Here is a 25,659-nt window from a genome sequence, read left to right as displayed (position 1 = left end):
TGGGGCTCCCCAGTGGTCGTTGCCCTTCAGCGGTCGCCGCTCCCCAACGGTCGTCGCTCCTCAGCTCTCGTCCGCCAGGCGGCGGACCAGCGTCGCGAAAGCGTGCTCCTCCGCCGGTGTGAGGGGGGCCGATTCCACGGCAGGGCCCGTGCGGCGTTGGTGTGGGAGCGCGGGGAGGCCGTCGGGGCGGCGGACCAGCGGGGTGGTGCGCAGGAGGGGGCCGTACGGCTGGTGCGGGCGGGGGCGGCGCAGGGTGCGGGTCAGGACGGTCAACCAGGCCAGGGCCGCGAGGGTGAGGGTGGTCAGCGCTGCCAGTTGGGGGAGGGTGAGGTTCGCGGGCATGGGAACCAGTAGACACCACGAATCGTTACCTTTGTGGCGGATCGTGATGGATCTCGCAGGGCTCGTGGGGGGTATTGAATGCGCGTGTGGGGCTTGGGAGTTGTGAAGGGCGCGTGGGGCGGTCGGGGGGCGTGCGAAGGGGCGCGGGCGGGCGCGGGTGAGCCAGGAAAAGCCTCGGCCGCGGCCCGATTCGGGGGGCCGCGGCCGAGGAGTGGGGTGGGGCTACGCCGCTATCGGGTGCTTGCGGTCGGTGGTGGGCTGGGTGAGGGGTTCCTCGGGCTGAGGGGCCGTCGGGGTCGCTTTGCGGAGGCCCTTCAGGAGGATCACCAGGGTGGTGGTGATGGCCACGCCCGCCGCCAGGGCGATCAGGTAGAGGAAGGGGTTGCCGATCAGGGGGACCACGAAGATGCCTCCGTGCGGGGCGCGGAGTGTCGCGTCGAAGGCCATCGACAGGGCGCCCGTCGCCGCGCCGCCCACCATCGAGGCGGGGATGACGCGCAGGGGGTCGGCCGCCGCGAACGGGATCGCGCCCTCCGAGATGAACGACGCGCCCAGTACCCACGCCGCCTTGCCGTTCTCGCGCTCCGTCTCCGTGAAGAGCTTCGCGCGCAGCGTCGTCGCGAGGGCCATCGCCAGCGGCGGGACCATGCCGGCGGCCATCACCGCGGCCATGACCTTCATCGCCGAGTCGCTGGGGTCGGTGACGGCGATGCCGGCCGTGGCGAAGGTGTACGCGACCTTGTTGACCGGCCCGCCGAGGTCGAAGCACATCATCAGACCGAGGAGCGCGCCGAGCAGGATCGCGTTGGAGCCGGTGAGGCCGTTCAGCCAGTCGGTCATGCCCTTCTGCGCGGACGCGATCGGCTTGCCGATCACCACGAACATCAGGAACCCGACGATCGCCGTGGAGATCAGCGGGATCACCACCACCGGCATGATGCCGCGCAGCGCCGTAGGGATCTTCACCTTCTGGATGCCGATCACCACGCCGCCCGCGATGAGGCCCGCCGCGAGGCCGCCGAGGAAGCCGGCGTTGATGGTGGAGGCGATCATGCCGCCGACGAAGCCGGGGACGAGGCCGGGGCGGTCCGCCATGCCGTACGCGATGTACCCCGCGAGGACCGGGACCAGGAAGCCGAAGGAGACGGCGCCGACCTGGAACAGCAGCGCCGCCCAGCTGTCGGCCTGGGTCCACAGGAAGTGGTCCATCACCGACGGCGCCTTGTTGATCTTGTAGCCGCCGATCGCGAAGCCGAGGGCGATCAGGAGACCGCCCGCCGCGACGAAGGGGACCATGTAACTCACGCCGGACATCAGCCACTTGCGCAGCTTCGTGCCGTAGCCCTCCGTGGAGTCGCCCGCGCGCTCCACCGGGGTCGGCGCGGAGCCCGTCGTCACCACTCCCCTGGCCGCCTTGTCCTTGACCTCGGCGATCAGCTCCGACGGGCGGTTGATGCCGGCCTTCACGCCGACGTCGACCGTCGGCTTGCCGGCGAAGCGGTCCTTGTCGCGGACCGGAACGTCGTGCGCGAAGATCACGCCGTCCGCGTCCGCGATGAGCTGCGGGTCGAGGCGGGTGAAACCGGCGGAGCCCTGCGTCTCGACGGTGAGCTGTACGCCCGCCTCGCGGGCCGCGTTCTCCAGGGACTCGGCGGCCATGTACGTGTGGGCGATGCCGGTGGGGCAGGAGGTGACGGCGACGATGCGGAAGGGCGCGGCGGGTTCTGCCGCTGCGGCACCGGTGGAGGCCGCCACCGGTGCCGCAGCGGAGTCTTCGGCGACGGCCAGGTCCTGCGGGGACCGGTCGCCGCGGATCAGGGCCGCCGCCGTCTCCGGGTCCGCGACCGCGCGCAGCGCGTCCGTGAACTCCGTGTTCATCAGCTGGCGGGCCAGCGCGGAGAGGATCGTGAGGTGGGCGTCGTCCGCGCCCGCCGGGGCGGCGATCAGGAAGATCAGGTCGGCGGGGCCGTCGGGGGCGCCGAAGTCGATGCCGGGGGTGGCCCGGCCGAAGGCCAGCGTGGGTTCCGTGACGTGGGCGCTGCGGCAGTGCGGGATGCCGATGCCGCCGTCCAGGCCGGTCGGCATCTGCGCCTCCCGCGCGGCGACGTCCGCGAGGAAGCCGTCCAGGTCGGTCACGCGGCCCTGGGTCACCATGCGGACGGCGAGAGATCGCGCCGCCGCTTCCTTGTTCTCGGCGGACAGGTCGAGGTCGACCAGGTCCGCGGTGATCATGTCGCTCATCGCGGGCTCCTTCGCACGCGTATCGCCAGTGGGGCGGGGGTGGAGTCGGGGACGGGGGTGGCGAGGGCCGCGGTTAACGACGGGCTCTGCCGCGTGGGGGCGAGGTGATCGAGGGGGAGGCGTACCGGCCTCATGACGTCGGCTCTCTCAGTTCGCGGTCCACCGGGACCGTCGACGTCAAGGTCACCGCTGTGGGGTTCAGGTCGGACGGCGTCGGCATGACGCTGCCCGGGAGCTGGACGGCTGCCGCGCCGTGGGCCACCGCCGAGGCGAGGGCGGCCGGGCCGGTGCCGCCCGCGATCAGGAAGCCGGCCAGGGAGGAGTCGCCCGCGCCTACGTTGCTGCGGACCGACGTGACCTGGGCCGTCGCGTGGTACGTGCCCGTCGCGTCCAGCAGGAGCTGGCCGTCGGCGCCCAGGCTGGCCAGGACCGCTCGGGCGCCCATGTCGCGGAGTTGTTCCGCCGCCTTGAGGGCGTCGCCGATCGTCCGCAGGGGGCGGCCCACCGCCTCCGACAGTTCCTCCGCGTTCGGCTTGACCACGTCCGGGCCCGCGCGCAGGGCCTCCAGGAGCGCCGGGCCGGAGGTGTCCAGGGCGATGCGGACGCCCGCCTCGTGGGCCCGGGTGACCAGCTCGGCGTACCAGGACGGGGACAGGCCCCTCGGGAGGCTGCCGCAGCAGGCGATCCAGTCCGCGTGGGCCGAGTGCTCGCGGACCGTCTCCAGGAGGAGTTCCTGTTCGGCGGGCGAGAGTTCGGGGCCGGGCGCGTTGATCTTCGTGAGGACGCCGTCCGACTCCGCGAGCGCGATGTTGGAGCGGGTCGCGCCGGCGACGGGGACGGGGGCGACCTCGATGCCCTGTGCGTCGAGGAGGTCCGCGACGAGGGCGCCGGGGGCGCCGCCGAGGGGCAGGACCGCGACCGTACGGCGTCCCGCCGCCGCGACCGCGCGCGACACGTTGACGCCCTTGCCGCCGGGGTCCATGCGTTCGCCGGTGGCGCGGATGACCTCGCCCCGGTCGAGGGAGGGGACCTCGTAGGTGCGGTCGAGGGACGGGTTGGGGGTGACGGTGAGGATCATGCCGCTCTTGCCGGTCGTACGGATGGTGTCTCGGGTGGGGTGGAGGGCGTTCCGGGTGTTCATGCCCTCACCACCTCCGTCCCCGCGTTCTCGATCTCCGCCGTCTCCTCGTCGCCCAGAGCCTGGTCCGTGATCAGGAGGTCGACGTCCGTGAGGTCGCCGAAGCGGGCGAAGTGTTCCTGGGCGTGTTTGGCGGAGTCGGCGAGGAGGACGACGCGGCGGGCGGCGGCGATGGCCGCGCGCTTGACCGCGGATTCCGCGAGGTCGGGGGTGGTGAGGCCGTGCGCCGGGGAGAAGCCGTTCGCGGCGACGAAGAGGACGTCGGCGCGGATCTCGCCGTACGCCCGCAGGGCCCACGCGTCGACGGCCGCTCGTGTGCGGTGGCGGACCCGGCCGCCGACCAGGTGGAGCTGGATGCCGGGGTGGTCCGCGAGGCGCGCGGCGATGGGGAGGCTGTGGGTGACGACCGTGAGCGTGGCGTCGAGGGGGATCGCGGCGGCGAGGCGGGCGACCGTCGTACCGGCGTCCAGGATCAGCGTGCCGTCCGTGGGGAGTTCGGCGAGGGCCGCCTTCGCGATGCGGTCCTTCTCGTCTGCGGAGGTGTACTCGCGTTCCGCCAGGTCCGGTTCGAAGTCCAGGCGGCCCACCGGTATCGCGCCGCCGTGCACCCTGCGGACGAGGCCGGCGCGGTCCAGGGACTTCAGGTCCCTGCGGATCGTCTCCGCCGTGACCTGGAACTCCTCGGCGAGCGAGAGGACGTCCACACGGCCGCCGTCGCGGGCGAGGCGCAGGATCTCCTGCTGCCGTTCCGGTGCGTACATCGCTTCGCCTCCGAGGGTCCGGTCCACGTCCGGTCGTGTCCGTCTGATGCCCGGACTTGTGGTTTCGATGGGAGGCTACGCCCAGATTTCCGGAAAGTAAACAGGTTCGGACTTCAATCGGGCATGATCGGGCTTTTGGGTGGCTCGGTTTCCGTCTAGGTCAAGTCCTGGCCTAGACGTGCGGCATCCTTCCGGGCATGACCACTGACACGCCTGCGCGGCTGCTTCAGCTGTTGTCGTTGCTCCAGACGCCCCGGGAGTGGCCCGGGGGTGAGCTGGCCGAGCGGCTCAGGGTGTCCCGGCGGACCGTTCGGCGGGACATCGACCGGCTGCGGGAGCTGGGGTATCCCGTGCAGGCGACGATGGGGGCCGACGGGGGGTACCGGCTGGTCGCCGGGAAGGCTATGCCGCCGCTCGTCCTCGACGACGAGGAGGCTGTCGCCATCGCCGTGGGGTTGCGGGCGGGGGCCGGGCACGCGGTCGCGGGGGTCGACGAGGCGTCCGTGCGGGCTCTGGCGAAACTGGAGCAGGTGTTGCCGGCTCGGTTGCGGCGGCGGGTGGCCACGTTGCAGGCCGCCACCGCGCCGCTCACCGGTGGGGACGTTGATCGGATTCCGCCGGAGACGCTGACCGCTATCGCCTCCGCCGTTGCCGGGAGCGAGCGGTTGCGGTTCGCGTACAGCGCGCGGGACGGGGTGGGCAGTCGGCGGCTTGTCGAGCCGTATCGGCTCGTGTCCACCGGGCAGCGGTGGTATCTCGTCGCGTACGACCTCGATCGGGGGGACTGGCGGACGTTTCGCGTCGATCGGGTGAGTGAGCCGTTCGCCACCGGTGCGCGGTTCGCTCCGCGGGAGTTGCCGGAGGGGGGTGCGGTGGAGTTGGTGCGGCGGGCGCTTTCCGGGCGGCGGGATACGTATGAGTTCTCGGTCGTTTTTGCCGGGAGCGCGGAGGAGGTGGGGGCTCGGGTGCCGGGGTGGTTGGGGGCTGTGGTGGGGGAAGTGGATGGGGGGTGCAGGGTGCGGGGGGTGATCGGGGGGCCTGTGGAGTGGCTGGCTGTGCATCTGGCGTTGGTGGGGGTGGAGTTCGTGGTGGAGGGGCCGGGGGAACTGGGGCGGTGTGTGCGGGAGTTGGGGGAGCGGTTGGGGAGGGCTGGTGGGGGTGGGTGAGGTGGGGGTGGGGGCGCCGGGGGGTTGGCTCGGCGCCCTGCCTGTCGCCCTGCGGGCGCGCGGGAGGTTCGTGGGTGGGGTCGGGGGTGCCGGGGGTGCGGCGAGCCCGTCGCGGGTGGTGTTGGCCAGTGGGGTAGACCGAGCCGTGCGCTGCTGTCTTCGTAAGCGACGGGCTGCGCCGCACCCCCGACACCCCACTCCCCGCCGTACGCGACCCACCCGCCGTGCCGGTGCGGCGGGGGCGGACTCGCCGTTCGCGGCTCTCCCGCCATGCCGGTCAGGCGGGGCGGGCTCGCCGGTTGCGGCTTACCCGCCGTCCGGAGGGGGAGGCAGGGGCAGGCTCGCCAGTTGCGGGTCTCCCGCCGTACGGGGGCGGTGGGGGTGGGCCCGCCGGTTGCGGGTCTCCCGCCGTACGAGGGAGGCGGGGCGGGCGCGCTGTTTGCGGGTCTCCCGCCGTACGGGTCAGGCAGGGGCGGGCCCGCCGGTTGCGGGTCTCCCGCCGTCTGGGGGCGGTGGGGGTGGGCCCGCCGGTTGCGGGTCTCCCGCCGTACGAGGGAGGCGGGGCGGGCGCGCTGTTTGCGGCTCTCCCGCCGCACGAGGGCGGTGGGGGTGGGCTCGCCGGTTGCGGGTCTCCCGCCGTACGAGGGAGGCGGGGGCGAGTGCGGCGCGGCTGCGCGGGCCAAGTGGGCGGGGGCGGGACGGCCAGTAGTGCGGCGCGGGCTGCCGCGGCTGCGCGGGCCAGGTGGGCGGGTGCGGGCGGCTGGACGCAGCTACGCAAGCCGGGTGGGCGAGGGCGAGGAGGCGGGTGGGTGCAGTACTACTGCCCGCAGCGGGGTGGGAGGCGGTGAGTGGTGGGGCCGTAGCCTGTCGCGGTTGCGCGAGCCAGATGGGCGAGTGCGGAGTGGCTCGTGGTGCGGCGCGGCTGCGTGAGCCGGAGAGCGGGTGCGGGGTGGCTCGTGGTGCGGTGGTGGGTGGGCTCAGGTGCGGGCGGTGAGTGCTGTGGGTGCGGGCGGTTTGCCGAGGGGTGGGCTGTGGCACAATCTGGGGTTTGGGTGGGCCACCCCGGGGTTCAGGTTCGGGGTGGCTCGCCCTTCTTCTTGTGCCTGCCATGGAGGAAAGAAGAGCCGGGCTTCGGCACCCGGGGGGGGAGGGTGCCGAAGCCCGGCTGGGGTGGTCCCGGCGCCGGGGGGAGTGCGTCGGGACGTGGTCTCTGTTGGGGGGTCAACGGGTTCGGGGGGTGCGAGGTTTCTTGTGCGTGGGGGTGAACTCCCGTTCCCTGGAGACTTGTTCCCTTGGAATCGGTGGTTGAAGCCGGGGAGGGGCAATGTTCGCCAGGGGCGAGCAAGGTGTGGCCTGAAACCCAACTCCGGCTTCACGCACGGGCGTTCACTAAGCCGCCGCCTCGAACCCCGTGTCCCGCGCGAGCTTCTTCAGTTCGAGCAGCGCGTGCTTCTCGATCTGGCGGATGCGCTCGCGTGTGAGCCCGTGCTCCTTGCCCACCTCGGTCAGCGTGCGTTCCCGGCCGTCCTCGATGCCGTACCGCATCTTGATGATGGAGGCGGTGCGGGGGTCGAGGCGGTCGATGAGGCCGTCCAGTTCCTCGCTGCGCAGCAGGGTCAGGACGGACTGCTCGGGGCTCACCGCCGACGTGTCCTCCAGGAGGTCGCCGAACTGCGTCTCCCCCTCGTCGTCCACGGCCATGTTGAGCGAGACCGGGTCACGGGCCCAGTCGAGGACGTCGACGACGCGCGCCGGGTTGGAGCCCAGCTCCTTCGCGATCTCGGCGGGCTCGGGATCGCGCCCGTGCTCGCGGTTGAACTCGCGCTGGACCCGGCGGATGCGGCCCAGTTCCTCGACCAGGTGGACAGGGAGCCGGATCGTACGGGACTGGTCGGCTATGGAGCGCGTGATGGCCTGGCGGATCCACCACGTCGCGTACGTCGAGAACTTGAAGCCCTTGCGGTAGTCGAACTTCTCGACCGCGCGCACCAGGCCCGCGTTGCCCTCCTGGATCAGGTCGAGCAGGGGCAGGCCGCTGCGCGGGTAGCGGCGCGCGACGGCGACGACGAGGCGGAGGTTGGAGCGGATGAAGACGTCCTTCGCGCGCTCGCTCGCGGCGACCAGGGCCTCCAGCTCCTCGCGCGTGGCGCCGGAGGGGGACTCCTCGAAGCCGTCGAGAAGCTGCTGGGCGAACACACCCGCCTCGATGATCTGCGACAGCTCGACTTCCTTGGCGGCGTCGAGCAGGGGGGTACGCGCGATCTCGTCGAGGTACATGCCGACCAGATCGCGGTCGGCGATCTCCCCGCCGGTGGCGCGAACGCTGCGGGCCACGGCGCCTGTCTCGCCGCTGGCGGACTGACGACGGGCGACGGCACGGGTTGCCATGCGAGCTCCCTTGCGATGGTGGCTGTCGGGTGGTCCTGTCCGGGTCCCGCGGATCCGGTCTTCTACCCCGGGTCCCTCAGATCCGTTCGAAGGAAACAACGACTGGAATCAGGACAGAATTCCCAACCAGTGCCACCAATTTTCTGATCTTGCAGTATCCTGCGCGGCCACGCGGAGGAGGCGAATGGTGTCGGAACCCACAGAGGTGCAGGTCAGGCCAGGAGTCGAGGCGGATCTCGCCGCGCTCACCGAGCTGTACAACCACTACGTCCGTGAGACGCCCATCACATTCGACACCGCGGTTTTCACGGTGGAAGAACGCCGTCCTTGGCTGCTCTCCCACCCTGAAGACGGCCCGCACCGGCTGATGGTTGCCACGGACACGGACTCTCAGGAGATTCTGGGGTACGCCACATCCAGCCCTTACCGCCCGAAGGCGGCGTACTCCACGTCCGTGGAGGTCACGGTGTACGTCGCGCCGGGCGCGGGCGGCCGAGGCGTGGGCACGCTCCTGTACGAGGCCCTCTTCGCCGCCCTGGAGAAAGAGGACCTCCACCGCGCGTACGCGGGCATCGCGCAGCCCAACGAGGCGTCGACCCGGCTCCACGAGCGCTTCGGGTTCCAGTACCTCGGGACGTACCGCGAGGTGGGACGGAAGTTCGGCCGCTACTGGGACGTCGCCTGGTACGAGAAAGCCCTCTAGAACAACCTCACCCGAACTGCACCGACCTCTTCGCCAGCCCCAGCCAGAACCCGTCGATCACCGACCGCTGCGAGTCCAGCTCCCCCACCGCGTCCGCGACCCCCATCGTCACGAACAACGGCGCGAAGTGCTCCGTACGCGGGTGCGCGTAGCGGCCGGCCGGCGCCTTCTCCAGGAAGTCCAGCAGCCCGTCCCAGTCGTGGGACTCCAGCGCCCGCCGCCCCCACTCGTCGAACTCGACGGACCAGGACGGCACCCCGGAGCCCCGCAGGGCCGCGAGGTTGTGGGTGAAGAAGCCGGAGCCGACGATCAGCACGCCCTCGTCGCGCAGGGGCGCGAGCTTGCGGCCGATGTCCATCAGTCTCACCGGATCGAGGGTGGGCATCGAGATCTGGAGGACAGGGACGTCCGCGTCCGGGAACATCTCCACCAGCGGGACGTAGGCGCCGTGGTCCAGACCGCGGTCCGGGATGTCCTGCACGGGAATGCCGGGGGCGCGCAGCAGCTTGCGCACGCTCTCCGCGAGCTCCGGTGCGCCCGGGGCGTCGTACGTGACCCGGTAGTAGTGCTCGGGGAAGCCCCAGAAGTCGTAGACAAGGGGGACGGGGTTGACGGCACCGAGAGCGAGGGGGGCCTCCTCCCAGTGCGCCGAGACGATGAGGATCGCCTTGGGCCGCGGCAGGTCCGCCGACCACGCGGCGAGCTGGCCGGGCCAGAGGGGATCGTCGGCGAGCGGCGGCGCCCCGTGGCTGAGGTACAGGGCGGGCATGCGCTGGCTGGCGGCGGACATGGCGGCGACTCTCCCTTGCTTCGGCCGACCTCGTTTCGGCAGACCTTGTCTCAATCGGCCCCGTTTCGGACCTTACTTCAAATCTGCAACATCTTCCTACATACCCTACGACCTGTTTGTTTAAAATTCAATGATGGGAGCGTTACTGTGGAGTACATGAAGGCATCCCCCTCCCCTACCCCGGAGCCGCAGTGGCTCACCGAAGAGGAGCAGTTTGTCTGGCGTGCCTACGTGCACGCGTCGACGCTCCTCGACGACTACCTCGACCGGCAGCTCCAACGCGACGCCGGCATGCCGCACATGTACTACGGACTGCTGGTCGGCCTCGGTGAGGCCCCCGGCCACCGGCTGCGGATGACCCAGCTCGCGATGAAGTCCAAGATCACCCGCTCTCGTCTCTCGCACGCCATCGCGCGGCTGGAGAAGAACGGCTGGGTCCGCAGAGAGGACTGCCCCTCCGACAAGCGGGGACAGTTCGCGGTCCTGACCGACGCGGGGCGCGACGTACTGCAACGGGTGGCCCCCGGCCACGTCGAGGCCGTACGGACCTCGTTGTTCGAACGGCTCACCCCGGAGCAGACGAAGGCCCTCGGCGAGATCCTGACGATCGTCGCCGAGGGCCTTCAGCCCAACGAAGCGGGTGCCGACCTGCCCTGGCTGCGCTGACCTCGTCCCCTAGGCCGGCGCTGGTCAGAGCGGTGGCTCAGTGGGCTACCACCGGGATCTTGACCTCGTCATCGGCACCTTCCTCCGCACCGCGGCCGAGATTCGGACGGCCGGCGTTGATCAGGGTGAAGGCGATCACCGAGGCGGCGACCAGGATCCCCACGGCGAACCAGATCGCACTGGTGTAGCCGTGGACCATGCCCTCCAGCTGAACCAGCTGCTGCTGCGGCTTGGCGGCGGCACCGGCGATGTGGTCCTTGACGTACGAAGTCGTCGCGGAAGCGGCGATCGTGTTCAGGAGGGCGGTGCCGATGGCGCCGCCCACCTGCTGCGACGTGTTGACCATCGCGGAAGCGACACCGGCGTCCCGGGGCTCGACGCCCTGGGTCGCCATCGACATGGCCGGCATGAACGCCGTACCCATGCCGAGGCCGAGCAGCACCATCGCGGGCAGCAGCAGCGCGGCGTACGACGAGTCGACCTTCATCTGGGTCAGCAGGAACATGCCGAGCGCGGCGACCAGGAAGCCGGGGCCCATGAGCAGGCGCGGGGCGACGCGGGTCATCAGGCGCGTACCGATCTGGGTGGAGCCCGTGATCATGCCCACGACCATCGGCAGGAACGCGAACCCGGTCTTGACCGGGGAGTACCCCTTGACGATCTGGAGGTAGTAGGTCAGGAAGAGGAACAGGCCGAACATGCCGATGATGGCGAGGCCCAGCGAGAGGTAGATACCGCCGCGGTTGCGCTCGGTGATGACGCGCAGGGGCAGCAGCGGGGCCTTGACCTTCGCCTCGACGACGACGAACGCGGCGAGCAGGACGACGGAGCCGACGAACATGGCGATCGTCAGGCTGTCGGACCAGCCGGCCGTCTCGGCGCGGGTGAAGCCGTAGACCAGGGCGACCAGGCCCAGCGTGGAGAGCAGGACGCCGGGGACGTCGAGGGGGTTGCGGTTGCGACCGCCCTCGGGCTCACGGACGACGAAGTAGGCACCGGCCGCCGCGATGATCGCGAACGGGATGTTGACGAAGAACGTCCAGCGCCAGTTCAGGTACTCGGTGAGGAAGCCGCCGAGGATGAGGCCGACCGCGCCGCCACCGCCGGCGATGGCGCCGTAGATGCCGAACGCCTTGGCGCGCTCCTTCGCGTCCGTGAACGTCACGGCGAGCAGGGAGAGCGCGGCGGGGGCGAGCAGGGCGCCGAAGAGGCCCTGGAGGCCGCGGGCGCCGAACATCATGGCCTGGTTGGTGGCGGCGCCGCCGAGCGCGGAGGCGAACGCGAAGCCGCCGAGGCCGACGACGAAGGTGCGCTTGCGGCCCCACAGGTCGGCGATCCGGCCGCCGAAGAGGAGGAGACCGCCGAAGGCGAGGGCGTAAGCGGTGACGATCCACTGCTTGTTGCCCTCGGAGATGCCCAGGTCCGACTGCGCGGCGGGCATCGCGATGTTCACGATGGTGGCGTCGAGGACGACCATCAGCTGGGCTATGGCGATGAACGCCAGAGCCTTCCAGCGATTGGCGTCGGGCGCCTGGGGGACTGCTTGAGACATGGGTGAACCCACTCCGGGACTTCGTTGAGAAAAACGGCGTCGTCGATCGCGGACCGGCGGCGATGAAAGGTGATCGCTACTGAGTGATCAGACTGGTGAAGGGTGCGGAACTAATCGGGTCAATGGCAGGTAGGCGCCGGGTCAGGGCCGGCGGAGCTCCTCGACGGTCATCGGACTCCCCGGCAGCGTGGAGGCTGCGGACGCGCGCAGGCCGTCGAGGAAGAGTTGCAGGTGGCGGTGGACGAACCGGTCGGAGAACACGCATCCCGTGCCCGCCGGGGGCCGGCTCAGCTGGGCCATGACGATCATCACGTCGCCGGGGCCGATGTCCTCACGGAGCTGACCGGCCGCCTTCGCCCGGTCCATGAGCTCCGTGACGATGTCCTCGACCCGGCCGCTCGCGGCGGCGAGGTCGGGGTGGTCCTCGTCGAAGGTCTCCGACAGCATCGGGCACAGGGCGCTGATGCGTTCGTCGGCGGTGACGTGCACGAAGCGCTCCAGCGCGGCGAACGGGTCGCCGCCCTCGGCGAGCGCCTCCTGCCCGGCCCGTGCCGTACGGTCCAGGACCGAGCAGACGACCTCGCGGACGAGGGCCTGGCGGTCCGGGAAGTGCCGGTACACCGTGGCGTTCCCGACACCGGCCCGGCGGGCGATCTCGTCGATCGGCACTTCCGGGCCGAACTCGGTGAGCATCTCGCGGGCGGCGGTGACGATCCGCTCCCGGTTGCGCAGGGCGTCGGCACGCGGCCGGGTCGCCTTGCGCTGCGCGGGAAGCGTGGGGGACTCCACGGTGGGCTCCTTCTGGAGGAGGGACTTGTCGATCCGGGGAGAGCATCCCCGTTTCGCTCGGACGCTGGGTTAAACGGGGATGACGTCCCCGGTTATTTCCCCGTACGAATGTGACCTGCGTCACACACGCCTGTGGCAGGCATATTTCCGTACGAGGGGGTGGGTGAGGGAGTGGGCACGGGGGTGGGCGAGGAGGTGGGTCCCCGATCGGACGCCCCCAGCGCGCGCCCCCTCGCGCCCCGGCAGAGGGTGAACGGGAGGGTGCAGCCGGTGACCGGTGGCTGCCTGGACCGAAGGGCCCCCGCATGCAGCCGCACTCGCCGCGCCGACGGATACGCCCGCACCGCAGGGCCGCGCTGGTGTCGGTGACCGCGCTGACACTGGCGGTCGGCACCTCGGCCGGACCGGCCGAGCGGCTGCGGGAGCCGGGGGCGGTCGCGGCCGGCGCGAACCCGATGACCCTCGCACGGTCCTCCGCGCTCGGGCCGTGCATGATCCGGGGCGCGACGGCGGTGCAGATGTCCGAGGGCGTGCCGACGCCCGGGGGGTACTCGAAGTCCACGGGTACGGTGCGGGCGCTGACGCTGATGGTCGACTTCCCGGACGCCAAGGGGCCCGGCAGCGCGATGGACCGGTTCGGGGAGTTCTTCCCGCAGACCTCCGAGTGGTTCCGTACCGCCTCGTACGGCCGTCTCGACTACCGCGCCGAGGCCCCCGTACCCCGCTGGCTGCGGATGCCGAAGCCGTTCGAGGCGTACGGGCTCGAACGCGGCGCCCCCTTCGACCCCGGGTACCGGGAGCTGGTCGAGGACATCGTCGCCGCCGCCGATCCCCGCGTCGACTTCCGGGACTACGACCTGCTGAACGTGCTCATCACCCCGAACGCCGGGCCCTCCGCGCTCGACACCGTCCTGTCGGTGACCTTCGCCGGGAACACCGAGGCGCCCATGGCGGACGGGGTGCCCGTCGCCAACGCGTCCTTCGTGTACTCGCGGCAGGACGACGGGTCCGGGACGTACGGCGAGACCGGCTACCGCGTGCTGCCGCACGAGAACGGGCACGTCTTCGGGCTGCCCGACCTCTATACGCAGGAGGGCGGGGGCGCCGTCGGGCACTGGGACATCATGAGCGAGGACTGGGGCGCCAACAACGACTTCCTCGGCTGGCACAAGTGGAAGCTGGGGTGGCTGACGCCGGAGCAGGTCAACTGCGCGTCTCTGAAGGGGACTTCGCAGTACACCCTGACGCCGCTCTCCTCCCCCGGCGGGCGCAAGCTGCTGTTCGTGCCGGTCGGCGGGCGCAGCGGGTACGCGGTCGAGCTGCGCACCAAGGGGGGCAACGACGAGGCGGTGTGCCGGCCGGGGGTGCTGATCTACAAGGTCGACGCCGGGGTGGACACGGGGCTCGGGCCGGTGAGCGTGCACGACTCGCGGCGGGACAGCGGGGGGTGCACGCGCAGCCCCAACGTCCACGCCGAGTTGTCCGACGCGACGTTCCGGCCCGGGCAGCGGTTCGTGGACCGCAAGCACGGGATCAGCATCGCCGTCGGGGGGATCGACATGGACGGGAACTACCTGGTGACGGTCGTGCGGGGGTGACGGTCGTGCGGGGGAAGTCTTCCGCCTGACCCACTCCCCGGTATGTCCCGTACGGTGTCTTCCCGAGATCTCACCCGGGAGTGCAGCGCCCATGACGTCGTCCGATGCCGTTCCGACCGAGGCCGTGACCCCGTTGCTGCGGGGGGTGGGCGTGCTGGAGCGGCTCACCGGGGCCGGGGGGACGCTCAGCCTCAGCGCGCTGGAACGGGAGACGGGGCTCGCGCGGTCCACGGTCGACCGGGTGGTGGGGACGCTGGCTCGGGTGGGGTACGTACGGCTGGACGGGCGGGACGCGTCGCTCGCGCCACGCGTCGCGGAGTTGGGGAACGCGTATCTGTCCGCGCTGCGGCTGCCGTCGTTGCTGGGGGCGTGGGCGGATCAACTCGCCGACGAACTCGACGAGTCGGTGTCGCTGGCGGTCGGGGACCGGGACGGGATCCGGTTCATCCATCAGGCGACGCGGCGGCGGACGCTGTCTCTTTCTTTCCGGATCGGGGATCTGCTGCCGGCTGAACGGACGGCGCCTGGGGCGTTGTTCGCGAGTGAGTGGGACGAGGAGGGGTGGGCTGCTTGGCGGGCTCGCAGAGAGGCTGATCCGACGGACTCGGGGTTCGTGGCGGTGCCGGATCGTGAACTCGGCTCGGGGGGTGGGGGGTTCGGCGGCGCCGATTTTGTACGTCGGGCCGACGGCGCCGGGCGGGACGGGTTCGCCCTGGACGATCAGCTCATCGAACCCGGGCTCGTGGCGATCTCCGTACCCGTACGGGGAGTTGGCGGGCGTATCGCCTGTGTCGCCAGCGTCGTGAGCCACACCAGCCGGCATCCGGCCGAGGGGTTGCGGGACGCGTTGCTGCCCCGGCTGCGGGAGGCCGTGGCCGGGATGGAGGAGGTGCTCCGTACGGCGTCCGAGGCGGTCGCCGGGCCCGCGCCCGCCGGGCTCGCGGGGTGGACCGGGGCGTCCAAGCAGGAGTTGGGGCGGGGGTTCGTGGAGTCGCTCGCGCGGGGGCTGAGCGTGCTGACCGCGTTCGGGGAGGGGCGGGATGCGTTGACGTTGTCGGAGGTGGCTCGGGCTACCGGGTTGTCGCGGGCGTCCGCCCGGCGGGCGTTGATCACCTTTCGGTATCTGGGGTTGGTGCAACTCGGTGCCGATCCCCGGCAGTTCGTGCTCACTCCGCGCGTACTGGGCCTGGGGTTCCCGCCGTTGTCGCGGACGAACCTCGCGCGGATCGCCCAGCCGCATCTGGAGGAGCTGGCCTCTCGGGTCCAGGAGCCTGTGTCGTTGGGGGTGTTGGTCGAGGGGGGCGAGGTGCAGTACGCCGCTCGGGTTGGCGCTCGGCATGTGATGAGCGTGGAGTTGGGGGTGGGGGCTCGGTTGCCTGCTTGGGTGACGTCGTCGGGGCGGGTGTTGCTTGCTGATCTGCCTTCTGGCGAGCGGGAGTTGGGTTCACTGCGGGCGTTCACCTCGCGGACGGTCACGGATGCGGGGGTGTTGCGGGGGGTGCTCGACGAGGTGCGGGCGCGTGGATTCGCCCTCGTCGACGAGGAGTTGGAGGACGGGCTGCGGTCCATCGCCGTGCCGGTGCGGGGGCGGGACGGGCGGGCCCTGGGGGCGGTGAGCGTGTCAACTCATGTGGCGCGGCGGTCGGTTGAGGAGTGCCTGTCCGTGATCCTGCCCGAACTGCTCGATGTCGCTGGGCGGATCACGGAGGAGGTGGGGGTGGTGTCGCGGTTCATTCGGGTGCGGTGAGGGTGGTTTTCGCGGGGACATTGGGCCGGTCCGGGAGTTTCAGGAGCAGCGCGAGAGCGAGCGCGACGGTGAGGATGCCGGCGGCGACGAGGAAGACGCGATCCACGGCGGCGTCGTACGCGTGCAGAACGGTTTCCCGGAGGGCTCCGGTCAACTGGTGGACTCTCTCCGGTTGTTGAGCGGTTTTCCTCTGCTCGGCGTCGAGCCCGGAGAGTTCCGAGACGAGTTTCGCGTGGAAGACGGCGTTGAACGCGGCCAGTCCGAGGGAGCCGCCGAACGAGGGGCTTGGGAGTTGGGGGCGGTGGCGCTCGCCTCGCGTCCGTCTTCTGCCGGTCCGGCCTGGCGCTCCGGTGTCAACTCCCGTTGCGGTAAACGAAGTCGGCCAGTGAGACCGCGTACTCCTTGCGGTTCTTCCGGTACTCCGCGCAGTACTTCGTTGGGTACCAGCCGCTCTCCCGCCACGCCTTCGGCTGGCGGAACGGGGTGCAGGTGTCGTCGGCGCGGGCGCCCCGCAGGCCCTCCAGCCACGACTTCGCGATCATCGCCTCGTAGAAGGTGATCTCCCCGTCGTACGTCCCGTAGATCCATGTGCGCGTGAACGGGCCGCCGTTCAGCTCCGGTGCCCTCGCGTCGAGGAGGTGGTTGCCCATTGCCGGTTCCACCGCGTCGACGTCCATGAAATCCGGGGCGAGGTAGCGGCTCGGTACGGGTTTCTTCGCCCTTGCGTAATCCGCGCAGTCCGTCAGTGCCGGGCACGGTCCGGGTCTGATCGCGTTCCGTTCGGCCAACGGCTGGATATAGAAGTGGAAGTCGAAGTGAGGGGTGTCGTAAACGCCCTTGGGAATATGGCCCTGGGGGTTCCAGTTCACCAGCTCCCACGCGAACGGGCCCGCCCCGGCGGGCAGCTCCAGCACCTTCTCGTGGCCCACCGAGCATTCCGTGTGCAGGTCGGTGCTGCCGTTTCCGTCCTTGTCGAAACAGTGCTTCCCGTCGCTGACGGCCGTCGGGAGCCCCCGCAGTACCGACGCCGGAAACGCGACCCCGACGGCCACCGGACGTGCGCCGACCTGCTGGACGTACGCCCTGAGAACCCCGTCCCCGAGGGGCACGGCCCTGCCGTACACGGCGCAGGGACCGGCGTACGAAGCGGTCGTCCGCAGCAGCGCGGGGAGGCTTTTCGCCGGGACGCTCACGGTGCGTTCCGTATCCGGATTCCCCGGCGGGACCAGACAGACCGGCACCCGCTCGCTCTCCCCCGCCGCTCCCGTGAGAAAAGCGGCGAGAATGGCCACCGCGAGCACGATCCGCGTACGCCGTCCGGTGCGCGCCATGGAATTCCCCTTCGCTGGATTTGTTTTCCAGCATCGGGGAGAAGGCGGTCGGGGGCGATCGGGTCGGGCCGGAATTCCGCCTTTCAGGGAGTGGGCATCGACGCGGGCCACAGAAGAGGGCCCCGGACCATCCCTGAAGTGGGAGATCCGGGGCCCTCGCCCTGATCAGTCACGTGCCCCCGGGCAGATTCGAACTGCCGACACCCGCTTTAGGAGAGCGGTGCTCTATCCCCTGAGCTACGAAGGCGCCAGTTGCGGTGTCATGTCCCCTGCTTCGGTGCTCGCACAGGCGACATGGCGAACCGACTACCGACCAAGGACAGGGTAGCCGATGCGGGCGGGCGCGGGTTGCCGGGGGCGAAGGGTCCGGTGACGCGGTTGCACCGCGTTTCCGCCGGGCGCGACGGCCTCGTCCAGCACCCTCGTGCTCCCCGTCGCCGGGCGACGACTTTGCCAACCGGTTCCCCTTCGGAGGGTTGACGGCGTGACGAGGGAGGTCGCAATGTTCCGACAGAGTCAAACAGCCAGCAACAACATTCCTTCACACTTTCCACCAAGGTGGGCCCCCGCACGCACGGAGCAGCCATGTCCACTCGCACGTTCACCCGGAAGACGCTGGCCCACCTCCTCTCGGTGGCCGCCTTGATCTGCGCTTCCCAGTTGATCCTCGCCCCCGCACAGCCGGCCGCAGCCGCCACCAACCAGTTCAAGGGGGTCAACTGGGCCGACGCCCGCGACAACTACAACACCGGGTGGGTGATCCCGGACGGTCTGACCGCGTCGGACAGCTACTCGCAGGTCTATTCGGTCGCCGACAGCTACATCAAGTCGTTCCAGTCCAACCTCGGCGCCAACACCGTACGTCTGCCGATCAATCCGCCCAGCGTCAGCGAGTCCTGGTGGAGTTCCTACCGGGGCGCGATCGACGCGGCGCTCGCCGACGGCATGAAGGTGGTCATCAGCGCCTGGACCGAGAAGACCAGCGTCGGCACGGTCACCGACATGGCCGCGTGGCAGGCCATGTGGGCCACCGTGGTAAACGCTTACGGCAACAACGGCAACGTTTACTTCGAGCCGCTGAACGAGCCGTACGGCTACTCGCTGAGCCAGTGGGTCTCGGTCTGCTCCTCCTGGCTCGCCCAGTTCCCCGGCGTCCCGAGGGGCCGGGTCGTCATCAGCGGCACCGGCTACAACGACAACGTGACCGGCGTCGGGGCCTCGTCCGCCCTCAGCGGCACCTTGCTGTCGCTCCACTACTACGGCTACTGGAACACGTACACCAAGGAATCGTCCTGGGTGACGGACTTCAAGAACCGTATCGGCAGCTACACCGACCGGACGATCATCGACGAGTTCGGGGCCCCGATGACCACGGGCACCGACTACCTGGCGAACCACGACAACGGCCAGTTCCAGTCGTACCTCGCCGCGGTCACCGACACGGCCCGCTCGACCGGGATGGGCAGCGTCTACTGGCCCGCGCTGCGGACCGGTGACACCTACTCGCTCCAGGCCCACAACGGCAGCGGACTGTCGAACACCAACTCCTCCGGCGTCACCCAGGTCCGCTGGGGCTGGGGCTACTGACACGCGTCTGCCCCTGTCGGCCGAACACCGTGAGCGGTTCGCCGAGGGCCTGCGAATACTGAGTCACAGCGCGCCGGGCGAGTAGGGATTCAGCATGAAGGCCGTCATGCCGACAGAGGAATACCTGAGTGGTCAGTTATTGTCCTCTCAAGTGAATCGCTCGCATCAAGGGCCCTGAGCGACCGAGTCGTACCCGCTGTCAGACAGGAGACACGCATGTCCGCCACGGACAACAAGGCGCTCGTGATCGCGTTCTACGAGCAGGCCTTCAACGACTACCAGCCCGAGGCTGCCGCCGCCGCCCACCTCGGCGAGACCTACACCCAGCACAACCCCGAGGCGCAGGACAGCCCGCAGGCCTTCATCGGCTACGTCCACTGGCTGCACGGGCAGTTCCCCGACCTGCGCCTGGACATCAAGCGCGCGATCGCCGAAGGGGACCTGGTGGTCACCCACAGCAATCTGCACCTCAAGCCCGGCGACCGCGGCATGGCCGTCGCCGACTTCTGGCGCATCGCCGACGGGAAGATCGTCGAGCACTGGGACGTGATCCAGGAAGTGCCCGAGAAGAGCGCCAACGACAACACCATGTTCTGAACCTACGGCGGCAGCACGTCACCCGGGCCGTAGTCGGGTGACGTGCTGCTGTGCTGGTACGGGACGAACTCGCCGTCGGCTGGCGGGGCTTCGCGGCGTCACCGGCGAGGGTGGTCGCGCCGTCGGGGAACAGGCGCTGTCGTCCTGGTAGTTGGCCGCTTCGACCGGAACACCGCGTCGTACGGCCCCGGTGATGTCCGCGCGCGCGAGGTGAGGGCCGACGCGCCAGAGCTCGCCCGCGCCCCTCACGCCCCCTCCCCCACCGCCTCCCGTCGCCGCTGCCCCGTATCCACCGCCGGCGCAGCGAACGTCGCGCACGCCACGCACGCCAGGACCACCAGCATCGCCGGCCGCAGGCCCACGTGTTCGCCGAGGAAGCCGAGGGTCGGGGGGCCGACGAGGAAGGCGAGGTAGCCGATGATCGCGACCAGGCTGACGCGGGCCGTTTCGTCGGGGCCGGATTCGCCGGCGGCGGAGAGGGCCAGGGGGAAGCCCAAGGAGGCGCCAAGTCCCCACAGGAGTACGGCTATTCCGGCTATCACCGCGTTGTCCGCGACGATGACCAGGAGGAGGCCGAGGGCGCCGGAGAGGGCGCTCGCGCGGACGACGTTCACTCGGCCGAAGCGGTCCAGGAAGTACGTTCCGCTGAAGCGGCCCAGCGTCATCGCGGCGGCGAAACCGGCATACACCAGGGACCCGGCGGCCTCGCCCATGCCGTGGCCGTCGACCATGATCAGGGGGAGCCAGTCGTTGGCGGAGCCCTCGGCGAGGGCCATGGCGAGGACGATCGTGCCGATCAGGACGAGCTTGCGGTCCTTCCACAGGGCCGTACGGGGGCTGCCGGCGTCGGCGGTCGGTGCCTTCTCAACTCGGCCGGTACCAGCGGGAATCGCCGGGAACGCGTACGCAAGGAGCCCTACGGCTACGGCGGTTGCCCCGGCGAGATGCCATTGCACCGGTACGTCCAGGGCAGTTGCCCCGATGCCGACGCCCGCGCCGAGCACCGTACCGAGGCTGAAGCAGCCGTGGAGCGTCGGCATCGTCGTGACGCCGGTGAGGCGTTCGACGTCGGTCGCGTCGATGTTCATGCCGACCTCGCCGCCGCCGATCCCGGAGCCGAAGAGGAAGAGGCCGGCCGTGACGAGGGGCGTGGACGACGCGAGGACGCCGACGGCGACGGTCGCGAGGCCGGCGACCAGCACGGACGTACCCCAGAGGATCACCGGGCGGGTGCCGAAGCGGGAGACGAGGCGGCCGGAGCAGAGGATGCCCAGCATCGAGCCGAGCGAGAGACCGAACAGGACGAGCCCCATCTCGCCCGTGGACAGGCCGAGCCGGTCGCGGATCGCGGGGGTGCGGGTCACCCACGACGACATCGAGATCCCGGCGAGCAGGAAGAAGACGAACAGCGCCCGGCGGCGCCTGCGCACGGCCTGATCCATCAGAATGCATCTTTCGTGGGTGCGGGGTCGGCTGCCCGGCAGACCTCCTCGCCCACCGGGTTGTACAAATGTACATTCCAGTTCACGGCGGCAGAAAGCGTTTTCAAGAATGACCTCACCAGGGACCACCTCCCGCCGCGACCTCATCCTCGCCGCCGCCCTCGACGTCGTCGCCGAGGAGGGCGCCATCCGCGTCACGTACCGCAGGATCGCCGCCGCCGCGGGCGTCCCGCTCGGGTCGGTGACGTACTACTTCGACGACCTGAACCAGCTCCTCACGGAGGCGTTCACGCGGCTCGCGGAGACCGTATCGGCGCACTACCGGGCCCAGTTGGAGGCGGCGCGGACGGCGGAGGAGGCGCGGGACGCGGTCGTCGACATCATGAGCGGGACGCTGTGGACGAGCGACCGCGATCCGCTGCTGACGTTCGAGCTGTACGCGTTCGCCGCGCGCGCCCCGGAGCTGCGGACGGTGCTGAACAGCTGGATGCGGGCCAGCCGGGACGCGCTGGCCAGGCACTTCGACCCACTGACGGCCCGCGCGCTGGACGCGCTGGTCGAGGGGTTCACGTTGCACAACTTTTTCGACGACACCCCGATCGGGCGGGACGGCATCGCGGAGATCGTCCAGGCGGTCCTGGAGCGCGGACGGGGATTCCCCGAGGGTAAAAACTGACCGGAAGACGTGCGAAACATTCGGGATTCATGGCCCGCAACCTGGGGCAAGTGACCGCATTGCCTACGCGCTACGCGCGCTGATCAGGCACGACTTGCGCGAATGTTTCGAACCGTCTGCCGAAACTGTTGACAGTTGTCGGGGTCATACCAACACTGTCCCCCGTCAGGCACCCTTACCTCTGCAGGACCAGGAGGAAGCACGCCATGCACGCCGCACCCGCACTCAGCGGCCCTCTCAGCCGCTTCAGGATCTTCGCAGCAACCGTTTGCACAACGGCTCTGGTCGCGCTGATCGCCCTCGTCATGCCGGGCACCGCGCACGCCGCGACGGTCGTCACCACCAACCAGACCGGCAACAACTCCGGGTACTACTACTCGTTCTGGACGGACTCGCAGGGCACCGTCTCGATGACCCTCAACAACGGCGGGAACTACAGCACTTCGTGGCGCAACACCGGCAACTTCGTGGCCGGCAAGGGCTGGAGCAACGGCAGCCGCAGGAACGTGAACTACTCGGGCAGCTTCAACCCGTCCGGGAACGCCTACCTGGCGCTGTACGGCTGGACGTCGAACCCGCTGGTCGAGTACTACATCGTCGACAACTGGGGGACGTACCGCCCGACGGGCACCTACAAGGGCACCGTGACCAGCGACGGCGGCACGTACGACATCTACCAGACGACGCGGTACAACGCCCCGTCCGTGGAAGGCACCAAGACCTTCAACCAGTACTGGAGCGTGCGCCAGCAGAAGCGCACCGGCGGGACCATCACGACCGGCAACCACTTCGACGCGTGGGGACGGGTCGGGATGCGGATGGGCTCGTTCAACTACTACATGATCATGGCCACGGAGGGATACCAGAGCAGCGGCAGCTCCAACATCACGGTGAACTGAGGGAGTTGACGGCATGTTATCCGTACGATCCCTCGCAGCCATGACGGCGGTCGCCGCACTGACCGGGTTGGCGGTCAACGCCGCTCCCGCGCAGGCCGCCGCCTGTTCCGGGTACGTCGGTCTCACCTTCGACGACGGCCCCGGCGGGAACACCCAGGCCCTGCTGGGCGCCCTCACCGCGAACGGCCTTCGGGCCACGATGTTCAACACCGGGCAGAACGCGGCGAGTTACCCGGCGCAGGTGCGGGCCCAGGTGTCGGCGGGGATGTGGGTCGCCAACCACAGCTACACCCACCCCCACCTCACCCAACTCCCGCAGGCCCAGGTCGACTCGGAGCTGTCCCGCACGCAGCAGGCCATCGCGAACGCGGGCGGCGGCACTCCCCGGCTGTTCCGGCCGCCGTACGGCGAGACCAACGCGACCGTGCAGGCGGTGGCGGCCAAGTACGGGCTGCGGCAGATCATTTGGGACGTCGACTCGCAGGACTGGAACAACGCGAGCACCGACGCGATCGTGGCCGCCGTCGGGCGGCTCACCAACGGCCAGATCATCCTGATGCACGACTGGCCGGCCAACACGCGCGCCGCGATCCCCCGGATCGCGCAGAACCTCGCGTCGCGCGGCCTGTGTTCGGGGGCGATCTCGCCGTCGACCGGGCGCGCGGTGGCGCCGTAGCGGTTTTCCGGCGCGGCGGCTGTCGGCCGCCGCGCCGTCATCATGCCCGGGAACCGGGCGGTCTCCCGTCAGGGCCGGGCCCTGCAATCCAGCGGAAGAGTGAGGCGGGGGCATCTCAGGGGGTGGCCGGGGCCCGGTTGCCACTTGAGCGCCTGCCGTACGCCTCCCGGGGGAGGGGGTTGACGGGATAGGTGTGGTGGGGGACGTCCAGCGCCCCGAAACCGGCGTACGTCCCGTGCCCCGGACCGGCGTGGCCAAAAGGAGTCGTGGGATGCCGCACAGACGCGTCGCTCCGGGGGAACGCCGAGGCCGCAGGTCGGGGGACCCGCTGGAGAACCGGATCGTCTGCGAGGGGTTCCGGGGGACCTGGTGGCGTCTTGACCCGCCCCCGCTGGAGCGGCGCACGGTCGTCCTCGCGGACGGCCAGCTCGACGCGCTGACGGCCGCCCGCGCCCATCTCGGCAACCCCGGTGAGCTGCTGGTCGTCGCGCGCGAGCGGGTCGATGAAACGTTGTACAAGGAGTTGCGGCGGTTTTCCGAGGGGCGGCCCGCGCGGCCCGGCCGGATCTGGCTGACGACCAGCGGGAGCGCGGGCCGGCCCCGGCTGCTCGCGCACACGCTGTCCTCGCTGACGACGCTCGCCGCTCCCCCGGCGCCGCACCGCTGGCTGCTCCCCTACTCCCCCGGTACGTACGCCTGGTGGCAACTCGTCGCGCTCAGCCTCGCGTTCCCCGGCCAGGACCTCGTGACGGCGCCGGGTCCGCGCCCCGACCAGTGGCTGCCGGTGGCGCTCGCGGAGGGGGTGGACGCGGTGTCGGCGACGCCCTCGTTCTGGCGGCTCGCGCTGGCCTCCGCCGATCCGGGGCTCGCGGAGTTCCGGCCCCGGCAGATCACGCTGGGCGGCGAGCCGGTGGACCAGCCGCTGCTGGACCGGCTGCGGGGCGTGTTCCCCTCCGCGCGGATCACCTGGATCTACGCCTCCACCGAGGCGGGCGCCTGCGTCGTCGTGCACGACGGGAAGGCCGGGTTCCCCGTCGAGTGGCTGGAGCGCACGGACAGTACGAAGCCCGGACTGCGCGTGCGGGACGGGCAGTTGTACGTCCGCCCCGTGCACGGCGCGGACGGGGTGCCGGAGTGGATCGCGACCAGTGACCGGGCCGAATTCGTGGGCGGACGTGTGGTGTTGAGCGGGCGGCTCGGCCAGGACCAGCTGAACGTAGGGGGGTTGAGGCTCTCCGCCGGGCAGGTGCGGGACGTGCTGCTCGCCCATCCGGACGTGCACTGGGCGCGGGTGTTCGCGCGGACCGCGCCGTTCGTCGGGTCCGTGGTGGCCGCGGAGGTCGTATCGGACGCGTCCGAAGGGGAGTTGGTGTCCTGGTGCACGAACCGGCTGCCCGGCCATGCCGTACCGCGCTTCTTCACCGCGCTCGACACCGTGCCGCTGACGACGACGCTGAAGAGCCATCTCAACAAGGCGGCGCGCAGGAACGGCTGATGCCTTCCGCCGAACGCCTTCCGCCGAACGTTGGAAATTTCGTCCGCACCCGTGCCCCCCGAGTTGGCGCAACTGCCTACCGCCATATGGGCAGTCGTGGCGTCCGGGCACTCGGTGACATTCCACCGGAAGGACCGCGCCCAAATCGGTGTGCACTCAGTGCCGTTGGCGTGGCTCGTGTCGTTGATTCGCGTAACGAGCGCTATTTTCGCCGGAGATGAGGGCATGCGAAAGCCGCAGGACGCCGGGTGCGGCGTGCCTGCGGCTGCGGGAGGTACTACGGCTCAGGCCATCAGGTCCTTCGTGAGGAACAGGGCCGTGGAGTGGGCCAGGAGCGTGCCGTCGGGGGTGGTGACGTCGGCGTGGGCGAGGATGCGCGGGCCCTGGGTCTGGGTCGCCCTGCCCACGCAGGTGATGCGGAAGCTGCCCGCCGGCACCGGCTGGAGCAGGTTCATGCTGAAGTTGCCGGTCACGGCCTTGGTGCCGCGCCGCACGGTCGACAGCGCGGCCAGCGCGCACGCCGTGTCGCACAGGGTCGCGGTGAATCCGCCGTGCGTGAAGCCGGGCCAGCTGCTGTGGCCGTCCGTCGGGGTGGCGCTCAGGATCACCCGGCCGCGCTCTGCCATCTGGACCCGGACACCGAGCCCGTCACTGAACGGGAAGAACCCGGTGCCGTGCGCCGCGGACTCCTGGATCGCCTTCAGACCGCTCATACGACGGAGGCGCCGAACGAACGGGCTGTCCGACGCGAGGACCGGGGAGAGGGGCGCGAGTGTGGCGGTAGTCATCGGGAAAACTCCGAGGTCGTAGGGGTGCTGGAAGGCACCCATGCAACAACCCGCACCGGCCTAATCCAAGGGCCGGGTCTCCATCTCGGGTGCACGGGGGCGCGCGGAAACGGCGCGCGCGGCAAGTCGGATCATCGGCCTAAGCGCCTCGCGCGCTCGCTGGTTCGGCCGCAGCCTCGCGCAGCCTTTTCCTGTGCCCGCCGGCATGCTTCGTGCCCGTCGGCATGCCCACCGCGAGCCCTTCCGAACCCCGCTTCCCGGTGTCACTGAGTGCCTGGCACGCACTG

General features: G+C 70.4%; 23 protein-coding genes and 1 tRNA gene. 11 read left to right on the top strand and 13 right to left on the bottom strand.

Annotation, left to right across the window (positions count from 1 at the left end):
• Positions 1–60: 60 nt before the first annotated feature.
• From J8M50_RS06525 to J8M50_RS06510, 4 genes are all read right to left on the bottom strand, one after another.
• A complete protein-coding gene (locus tag J8M50_RS06525) occupies positions 61–342 on the bottom strand; it encodes a hypothetical protein (protein ID WP_010350099.1) in 282 nt (93 codons plus the stop codon).
• Between the two features lie 222 nt (positions 343–564).
• Positions 565–2,583, bottom strand: a complete 2,019-nt coding sequence (locus J8M50_RS06520; protein WP_010350098.1) for a PTS fructose transporter subunit IIABC — start codon at positions 2,581–2,583, stop codon at positions 565–567.
• A gap of 130 nt (positions 2,584–2,713) precedes the next feature.
• Entirely contained in the window at positions 2,714–3,661 is a 948-nt protein-coding gene (gene pfkB, locus J8M50_RS06515) for a 1-phosphofructokinase (protein WP_010350097.1), read from the bottom strand.
• Between the two features lie 59 nt (positions 3,662–3,720).
• Complete coding sequence (locus tag J8M50_RS06510; protein ID WP_010350096.1) at positions 3,721–4,482, bottom strand: DeoR/GlpR family DNA-binding transcription regulator; 762 nt, start codon at positions 4,480–4,482, stop codon at positions 3,721–3,723.
• A 197-nt stretch (positions 4,483–4,679) separates the two neighbouring features.
• Here J8M50_RS06510 and J8M50_RS06505 point away from each other — a divergent pair, with 197 nt between their 5' ends.
• A complete protein-coding gene (locus J8M50_RS06505) occupies positions 4,680–5,648 on the top strand; it encodes a helix-turn-helix transcriptional regulator (RefSeq protein WP_010350095.1) in 969 nt (322 codons plus the stop codon).
• A gap of 1,389 nt (positions 5,649–7,037) precedes the next feature.
• On the opposite strand, the gene J8M50_RS06500 is transcribed toward J8M50_RS06505, so the two are convergent.
• Complete coding sequence (locus J8M50_RS06500) at positions 7,038–8,036, bottom strand: sigma-70 family RNA polymerase sigma factor (RefSeq protein ID WP_010350094.1); 999 nt, start codon at positions 8,034–8,036, stop codon at positions 7,038–7,040.
• A gap of 184 nt (positions 8,037–8,220) precedes the next feature.
• On the opposite strand from J8M50_RS06500, the gene J8M50_RS06495 reads away from it, so the two are divergent.
• Positions 8,221–8,739 (top strand): GNAT family N-acetyltransferase, encoded by a 519-nt coding sequence (locus J8M50_RS06495; RefSeq protein WP_010350093.1) that lies wholly within the window; start codon positions 8,221–8,223, stop codon positions 8,737–8,739.
• 7 nt (positions 8,740–8,746) lie between these two features.
• On the opposite strand, the gene J8M50_RS06490 is transcribed toward J8M50_RS06495, so the two are convergent.
• Complete coding sequence (locus J8M50_RS06490; RefSeq protein WP_010350092.1) at positions 8,747–9,529, bottom strand: dioxygenase family protein; 783 nt, start codon at positions 9,527–9,529, stop codon at positions 8,747–8,749.
• A gap of 156 nt (positions 9,530–9,685) precedes the next feature.
• Between J8M50_RS06490 and J8M50_RS06485 the strand changes: the two genes are divergently transcribed.
• The gene (locus tag J8M50_RS06485) at positions 9,686–10,195 is read left to right on the top strand and encodes a MarR family winged helix-turn-helix transcriptional regulator (protein WP_029183331.1); all 510 of its coding nucleotides are present in this window, start codon (positions 9,686–9,688) and stop codon (positions 10,193–10,195) included.
• Between the two features lie 37 nt (positions 10,196–10,232).
• Here the strand turns inward: J8M50_RS06485 and J8M50_RS06480 are convergent, their stop codons facing one another.
• Positions 10,233–11,747, bottom strand: coding sequence for an MFS transporter (locus J8M50_RS06480; RefSeq protein ID WP_010350090.1), 1,515 nt, complete (start codon positions 11,745–11,747; stop codon positions 10,233–10,235).
• A gap of 141 nt (positions 11,748–11,888) precedes the next feature.
• Positions 11,889–12,536: a TetR/AcrR family transcriptional regulator gene (locus J8M50_RS06475; RefSeq protein ID WP_010350089.1), complete on the bottom strand. Its 648-nt coding sequence runs from the start codon at positions 12,534–12,536 to the stop codon at positions 11,889–11,891.
• A 305-nt stretch (positions 12,537–12,841) separates the two neighbouring features.
• Here J8M50_RS06475 and J8M50_RS06470 point away from each other — a divergent pair, with 305 nt between their 5' ends.
• Together J8M50_RS06470 and J8M50_RS06465 are read left to right on the top strand one after the other, a co-directional pair.
• Positions 12,842–14,134 carry a M6 family metalloprotease domain-containing protein gene (locus tag J8M50_RS06470; RefSeq protein ID WP_029183330.1) on the top strand — a complete coding sequence of 431 codons (1,293 nt, stop codon included), beginning with the start codon at positions 12,842–12,844 and terminating at the stop codon, positions 14,132–14,134.
• A gap of 91 nt (positions 14,135–14,225) precedes the next feature.
• Complete coding sequence (locus tag J8M50_RS06465) at positions 14,226–15,881, top strand: IclR family transcriptional regulator domain-containing protein (protein WP_010350087.1); 1,656 nt, start codon at positions 14,226–14,228, stop codon at positions 15,879–15,881.
• On the opposite strand, the gene J8M50_RS06460 is transcribed toward J8M50_RS06465, so the two are convergent.
• The 3 genes from J8M50_RS06460 to J8M50_RS06450 form a co-directional block, all read right to left on the bottom strand.
• Positions 15,865–16,035 (bottom strand): hypothetical protein, encoded by a 171-nt coding sequence (locus J8M50_RS06460; protein WP_158002767.1) that lies wholly within the window; start codon positions 16,033–16,035, stop codon positions 15,865–15,867. The two genes, J8M50_RS06465 and J8M50_RS06460, sit on opposite strands and share 17 nt — an antisense overlap.
• 199 nt (positions 16,036–16,234) lie before the next feature.
• Positions 16,235–17,212 carry a hypothetical protein gene (locus tag J8M50_RS06455; protein WP_010350086.1) on the bottom strand — a complete coding sequence of 326 codons (978 nt, stop codon included), beginning with the start codon at positions 17,210–17,212 and terminating at the stop codon, positions 16,235–16,237.
• A 174-nt stretch (positions 17,213–17,386) separates the two neighbouring features.
• Positions 17,387–17,459 (bottom strand) — tRNA-Arg (locus J8M50_RS06450).
• 338 nt (positions 17,460–17,797) lie between these two features.
• Between J8M50_RS06450 and J8M50_RS06445 the strand changes: the two genes are divergently transcribed.
• Together J8M50_RS06445 and J8M50_RS06440 are read left to right on the top strand one after the other, a co-directional pair.
• Entirely contained in the window at positions 17,798–18,799 is a 1,002-nt protein-coding gene (locus J8M50_RS06445; RefSeq protein WP_010350085.1) for a glycoside hydrolase family 5 protein, read from the top strand.
• A gap of 216 nt (positions 18,800–19,015) precedes the next feature.
• Complete coding sequence (locus J8M50_RS06440; RefSeq protein ID WP_010350084.1) at positions 19,016–19,396, top strand: nuclear transport factor 2 family protein; 381 nt, start codon at positions 19,016–19,018, stop codon at positions 19,394–19,396.
• 245 nt (positions 19,397–19,641) lie between these two features.
• On the opposite strand, the gene J8M50_RS06435 is transcribed toward J8M50_RS06440, so the two are convergent.
• On the bottom strand, positions 19,642–20,838 hold the full coding sequence (locus J8M50_RS06435; RefSeq protein ID WP_010350083.1) for an MFS transporter: 1,197 nt from the start codon (positions 20,836–20,838) through the stop codon (positions 19,642–19,644).
• A 109-nt stretch (positions 20,839–20,947) separates the two neighbouring features.
• On the opposite strand from J8M50_RS06435, the gene J8M50_RS06430 reads away from it, so the two are divergent.
• From J8M50_RS06430 to J8M50_RS06415, 4 genes are all read left to right on the top strand, one after another.
• A complete protein-coding gene (locus tag J8M50_RS06430; RefSeq protein WP_010350082.1) occupies positions 20,948–21,514 on the top strand; it encodes a TetR/AcrR family transcriptional regulator in 567 nt (188 codons plus the stop codon).
• 206 nt (positions 21,515–21,720) lie between these two features.
• A complete protein-coding gene (xynA, locus tag J8M50_RS06425) occupies positions 21,721–22,413 on the top strand; it encodes an endo-1,4-beta-xylanase XynA (protein WP_010350081.1) in 693 nt (230 codons plus the stop codon).
• Positions 22,414–22,426: 13 nt separating this feature from the next.
• Positions 22,427–23,089, top strand: a complete 663-nt coding sequence (locus J8M50_RS06420; protein WP_029183328.1) for a polysaccharide deacetylase family protein — start codon at positions 22,427–22,429, stop codon at positions 23,087–23,089.
• 271 nt (positions 23,090–23,360) lie between these two features.
• On the top strand, positions 23,361–24,584 hold the full coding sequence (locus tag J8M50_RS06415) for an AMP-binding protein (protein WP_010350079.1): 1,224 nt from the start codon (positions 23,361–23,363) through the stop codon (positions 24,582–24,584).
• Positions 24,585–24,868: 284 nt separating this feature from the next.
• Here J8M50_RS06415 and J8M50_RS06410 read toward each other — a convergent pair whose 3' ends face one another.
• Positions 24,869–25,372 (bottom strand): PaaI family thioesterase, encoded by a 504-nt coding sequence (locus J8M50_RS06410; protein ID WP_010350078.1) that lies wholly within the window; start codon positions 25,370–25,372, stop codon positions 24,869–24,871.
• Positions 25,373–25,659 lie beyond the last annotated feature (287 nt).

The organism is Streptomyces acidiscabies, from assembly GCF_020010905.1.
GTDB classification, from domain to species: domain Bacteria; phylum Actinomycetota; class Actinomycetes; order Streptomycetales; family Streptomycetaceae; genus Streptomyces; species Streptomyces acidiscabies.
The sequence above is the reverse complement of the archived record's forward strand: the minus strand, read 5'-3'. Positions and strand labels throughout refer to the sequence as shown.

Coding starts and splice junctions, on each gene's coding strand:
- J8M50_RS06525 (WP_010350099.1), bottom strand. CDS start 342: ATGCCCGCGAACCTCACCCTCCCCCAACTGGCAGCGCTGACCACCCTC.
- J8M50_RS06520 (WP_010350098.1), bottom strand. CDS start 2,583: ATGAGCGACATGATCACCGCGGACCTGGTCGACCTCGACCTGTCCGCC.
- pfkB (WP_010350097.1), bottom strand. CDS start 3,661: ATGATCCTCACCGTCACCCCCAACCCGTCCCTCGACCGCACCTACGAG.
- J8M50_RS06510 (WP_010350096.1), bottom strand. CDS start 4,482: ATGTACGCACCGGAACGGCAGCAGGAGATCCTGCGCCTCGCCCGCGAC.
- J8M50_RS06505 (WP_010350095.1), top strand. CDS start 4,680: ATGACCACTGACACGCCTGCGCGGCTGCTTCAGCTGTTGTCGTTGCTC.
- J8M50_RS06500 (WP_010350094.1), bottom strand. CDS start 8,036: ATGGCAACCCGTGCCGTCGCCCGTCGTCAGTCCGCCAGCGGCGAGACA.
- J8M50_RS06495 (WP_010350093.1), top strand. CDS start 8,221: ATGGTGTCGGAACCCACAGAGGTGCAGGTCAGGCCAGGAGTCGAGGCG.
- J8M50_RS06490 (WP_010350092.1), bottom strand. CDS start 9,529: ATGTCCGCCGCCAGCCAGCGCATGCCCGCCCTGTACCTCAGCCACGGG.
- J8M50_RS06485 (WP_029183331.1), top strand. CDS start 9,686: ATGAAGGCATCCCCCTCCCCTACCCCGGAGCCGCAGTGGCTCACCGAA.
- J8M50_RS06480 (WP_010350090.1), bottom strand. CDS start 11,747: ATGTCTCAAGCAGTCCCCCAGGCGCCCGACGCCAATCGCTGGAAGGCT.
- J8M50_RS06470 (WP_029183330.1), top strand. CDS start 12,842: ATGCAGCCGCACTCGCCGCGCCGACGGATACGCCCGCACCGCAGGGCC.
- J8M50_RS06465 (WP_010350087.1), top strand. CDS start 14,226: ATGACGTCGTCCGATGCCGTTCCGACCGAGGCCGTGACCCCGTTGCTG.
- J8M50_RS06455 (WP_010350086.1), bottom strand. CDS start 17,212: ATGGCGCGCACCGGACGGCGTACGCGGATCGTGCTCGCGGTGGCCATT.
- J8M50_RS06445 (WP_010350085.1), top strand. CDS start 17,798: ATGTCCACTCGCACGTTCACCCGGAAGACGCTGGCCCACCTCCTCTCG.
- J8M50_RS06440 (WP_010350084.1), top strand. CDS start 19,016: ATGTCCGCCACGGACAACAAGGCGCTCGTGATCGCGTTCTACGAGCAG.
- J8M50_RS06435 (WP_010350083.1), bottom strand. CDS start 20,838: ATGGATCAGGCCGTGCGCAGGCGCCGCCGGGCGCTGTTCGTCTTCTTC.
- J8M50_RS06430 (WP_010350082.1), top strand. CDS start 20,948: ATGACCTCACCAGGGACCACCTCCCGCCGCGACCTCATCCTCGCCGCC.
- xynA (WP_010350081.1), top strand. CDS start 21,721: ATGCACGCCGCACCCGCACTCAGCGGCCCTCTCAGCCGCTTCAGGATC.
- J8M50_RS06420 (WP_029183328.1), top strand. CDS start 22,427: ATGTTATCCGTACGATCCCTCGCAGCCATGACGGCGGTCGCCGCACTG.
- J8M50_RS06415 (WP_010350079.1), top strand. CDS start 23,361: ATGCCGCACAGACGCGTCGCTCCGGGGGAACGCCGAGGCCGCAGGTCG.
- J8M50_RS06410 (WP_010350078.1), bottom strand. CDS start 25,372: ATGACTACCGCCACACTCGCGCCCCTCTCCCCGGTCCTCGCGTCGGAC.